Source organism: Citrobacter sp. wls829, assembly GCF_005280825.1.
Classification (GTDB): Bacteria; Pseudomonadota; Gammaproteobacteria; order Enterobacterales; family Enterobacteriaceae; genus Citrobacter; species Citrobacter gillenii.
The window spans coordinates 1-3,644 of the sequence record NZ_SZWP01000092.1 but is presented as its reverse complement, the minus strand read 5'-3'; the positions used below and the strand labels follow the sequence as shown (position 1 = coordinate 3,644).

2 protein-coding genes are annotated in these 3,644 nt (G+C 56.0%); one reads left to right on the top strand and one right to left on the bottom strand.

Annotated features, from left to right (window positions below):
• Positions 1 to 23: 23 nt before the first annotated feature.
• Positions 24 to 2,921, bottom strand: coding sequence for a Tn3-like element Tn5403 family transposase (locus tag FDW88_RS18770; RefSeq protein WP_001553819.1), 2,898 nt, complete (start codon positions 2,919 to 2,921; stop codon positions 24 to 26).
• Positions 2,922 to 3,015: 94 nt separating this feature from the next.
• Between FDW88_RS18770 and FDW88_RS18765 the strand changes: the two genes are divergently transcribed.
• Positions 3,016 to 3,621: a recombinase family protein gene (locus FDW88_RS18765; protein WP_000509966.1), complete on the top strand. Its 606-nt coding sequence runs from the start codon at positions 3,016 to 3,018 to the stop codon at positions 3,619 to 3,621.
• Positions 3,622 to 3,644: the final 23 nt, after the last annotated feature.

Genomic DNA, 3,644 nt, shown 5'->3' with positions numbered 1-3,644 from the left:
CCGGCTGAGGGCGAAATGACACCCTAAGCTTTCGGTTCCTTGGGCCAAAGATATTCGCCAGTCAGTAGAATGTGCGCCCAGCCCAATGGGGATATGTGGGGAAGAAATTCAGGGGGAACATCCAACCCTTCGTTCCGCCGCTCCGTGACGGCATGACCAAGATGGACGGTATTCCAGTAAATGATCACCGCAGTCAATAAATTGAGCCCAGCGATTCGGTAGTGCTGCCCTTCTGTCGTGCGATCGCGAATTTCCCCCTGCCTCCCGATACGGAGCGCATTTTTGAGCGCATGGTGGGCCTCTCCCTTGTTAAGACCGATCTGAGCACGCCGCTGCATGTCCGTATCCAGGATCCACTCAATAATGAAAAGGGTCCGTTCAATACGACCAACTTCACGAAGCGCAACTGCAAGGTTGTTTTGTCGTGGGTAAGAAGCGAGCTTGCGCAGGAGTTGGCTGGGCCTGATTTTGCCAGCGGTCATCGTCGCGGCACAACGGAAAATATCAGGCCAGTTCGCAACGATAAGATCCTCCCGGGCTTTTCCACCTACCAACTTGCGTAACTCCCTGGGGGTCGTATCGGGATTAAATACGTACAACCGCTTCGATGGCAGATCCCTGATTCGCAGAACGAGATTGTAGCCGAGCAGGCTACTGGCTCCGAACAAATGGTCGGTGAATCCTGCTGTATCGGCATACTGTTCGCGAACATGGCGACCGACCTCGTTCATCAGTAGTCCATCGAGAATATACGGTGCCTCGCTCACGGTCGCCGGGATCGACTGACAAGCGAATGGCGCGAACTGGTCGCTTACGTGAGTATACGCTTTGAGGCCGGGAACAGAACCATATTTGGCATTGACCATGTTCATGGCTTCGCCATGCCGCGCTGTCGGGAAAAACTGACCATCGCTCGATGCTGACGTGCCCATCCCCCAGACGCGTGACATCGGCAGTTTACCCTGCGCGGCCACCACAATTGCCAATGCCTGGTTCATGGCTTCGCTTTCAACATGCCAGCGGGCAAGGCGTGAGAGCTGCCAGTAATCATGCGTGTTTGTAGCTTCCGCCATCTTACGCAGGCCCAGATTGAGCCCTTCAGCGAGCAGGACGTTGAGCAGACCGATCCGGTCGCGACATGGAGCCCCGGTTCTCAGATGGGTAAACGCATCTGTGAAACCAAGGGCTGCATCAACTTCAAGCAGCATGTCGGTAATCCGAACGGACGGCATTCGGCGATACAGATCCAGTATGAGTGCCTCGGCACCATCCGGCACGTCTGCTGTCAACCTGTCGATCCGCAACGTTCCATCTTCTATGCTACCGTGCGGAATAGTGCCGTTACGGGCAGCCCGGGCCAGCCGCTTAAGAGCGATCGTGAGTCGCGCCTTTCTGTCTGCCAGCCAATCCTGTGGGTTGGAAGGCACGGCCAGTTTTGCATTTTCCTGCGCCGCGATCATCGGCACCAGTACCTGCTTGAGGTCACCATAGCGGCGCGAATGAGCGAGCCAGACATCTCCGGAACGAAAAGCATCCCGGAGGTGAAAGAGTACCGCCACTTCCCAAAGACGGGTATCTCCTTTTTCCTGAGCTCGTAAATGACGGTTCCATTTGGAGCTGGGCCGCAGGAAACGCCTTTCTGGCGATGCAACACCTTTCATCTCTCCGATCGACAAAGCTGCTGCTACCAATGGTCCGGCGACCGGCGCGGCTTCGAGCTTCAGACAGCGCAACATGCGGGGCGCATAACGACGAAAGCGATGGTATCCCTGCCCGACATATGCAAGAGGCTCATCGGCTAGCGTGTTGCTGAGTTGAGTCCCTGTCGCTACCAGTTGAGCGAGCCGGTCCCATGCAACCGAACTGGCGACAGCCATCTCCAGCGGGGTTCCGTCACTGCGGGCCTCAAGCAACGAAGCTCCCAGCGCGGTGAAGGTACGGATCGTATCCGTGAGTGTGGCTTTAGAGCCGGAAATTGTTTCGTCATGCTGGCGCTTCGCTTCCCGCCAGGTTTTTCCTACGATCCTGTCATGGGTTTCGACTATGGCATCAGCAATCGCCGCTTCCCACTCCACAACACAGACGGCAAGGATCGCCCAGCGGCGGTCCGAAGTGATGTCACGCAAACCGTCGGTGAAGTAGCGTTCACCCTGCCGACGCAGCCGGGCAATGCGATGGGCAGGTATGCTGGCCAAAGCACTATGATTGATATTCAGGGTACGCAGAAATTCGAGCCTGTCGAGCAAACGGTTAGCAGCAGCCGAGTTGTTACCAACCTCGAAGTTGCGAAGCCAGATGAAACGACTGATATTGCCGGCGAGCATTTCACTCAGAAGTTTGTCCAGGTGATCGCGAACATCCGCTGTTAAATTTTCCGCAATCCGCGTTTCAATCCGCCGCTCAGCGGCGACCAGAGCATCCGCGCACAAGCGCTCGATTGTCGATACTGCGGGCAGAATGGTGGAAGTTTCCCGACACCGCACAATAAAACGATGAGCAAGATCCTCGTTTGATCTGGCATCTTCGGCCTGGCCGAAAGTCCACTCCCGCAGATCACGGGCACCACGGCCCGTGAAGGTCTTGTAGCCGTAAATTTCGCGCAGCGTGTCCATGTGCTGCTGACGGGTTTGGCGCCGTGTGGCATAAGTGAGAAGCGCATCAGCCGGAACTCCAAGCTGAGCACCGACGAAGGAAAGGACTTCACGCGGGATCATCTCACCAGGAGCCAGTGCACGGCCCGGATATCGTAAGGCACAAAGTTGCAGGGCAAAGCCAATCCTGTTTTCCGGTCTGCGGCGCTGCCTAATGTTTTCCAGGTCATCATCGCCCAGCGTGTAGAACTTCAGTAGCGACAGTTCGTCCGTGGGCAGATCGAACAGCGCTGCTCGCTGCCGTTCGGTGAAAATATGGCGTCGTGACATACAAATTCGTCCCTTTTGAAGTATAGTCTGTTTTGGACAACAGCCAGCCCATATAAATCAGGGCGTTCCGATACAAAAATCCAGGAGGGTTCAATTGGGACATCGTGCCGCCATTTACTGCCGGGTTTCAACAGCGGATCAGTCTTGTGAACGCCAGGAATTTGATCTGCGAGCCTTCGCCGGCCGTGCCGGCTACGACGTGGTGGGAATATTTAAGGAAACAGGTTCAGGAACTAAACTCGACCGGGCCGAGCGAAAGAAAGTCCTGGCGCTTGCCCAGTCCAGACAAATTGATGCAATCCTGGTCACTGAGCTTTCCCGGTGGGGGCGCTCGACGCTCGATCTGCTCAATACGCTACGTGAACTGGAGAACTGGAAGGTTTCCGTGATAGCCATGAATGGAATGGCGTTCGATCTTTCGTCGCCGTATGGACGAATGCTGGCGACGTTTCTTTCCGGCATTGCGGAGTTTGAGCGGGATCTCATCAGCGAGCGGGTCAAGTCAGGCCTTGCTGTTGCGAAGGCACGTGGTAAGAGGCTTGGTCGTCAGGCCGGAGTGCGACCAAAATCAGACCGACTTTTGCCTAAGGTGGTTGCGATGAGGGCCGAGGGACGCAGCTATCGCTGGATCGCACGCGAGCTCGGTATCAGCAAGAATACCGTCGCTGACATCGTGCAACGACACAGAGCTAACGCTTAGGGTGTCATTTCGCCCTCAGCCGG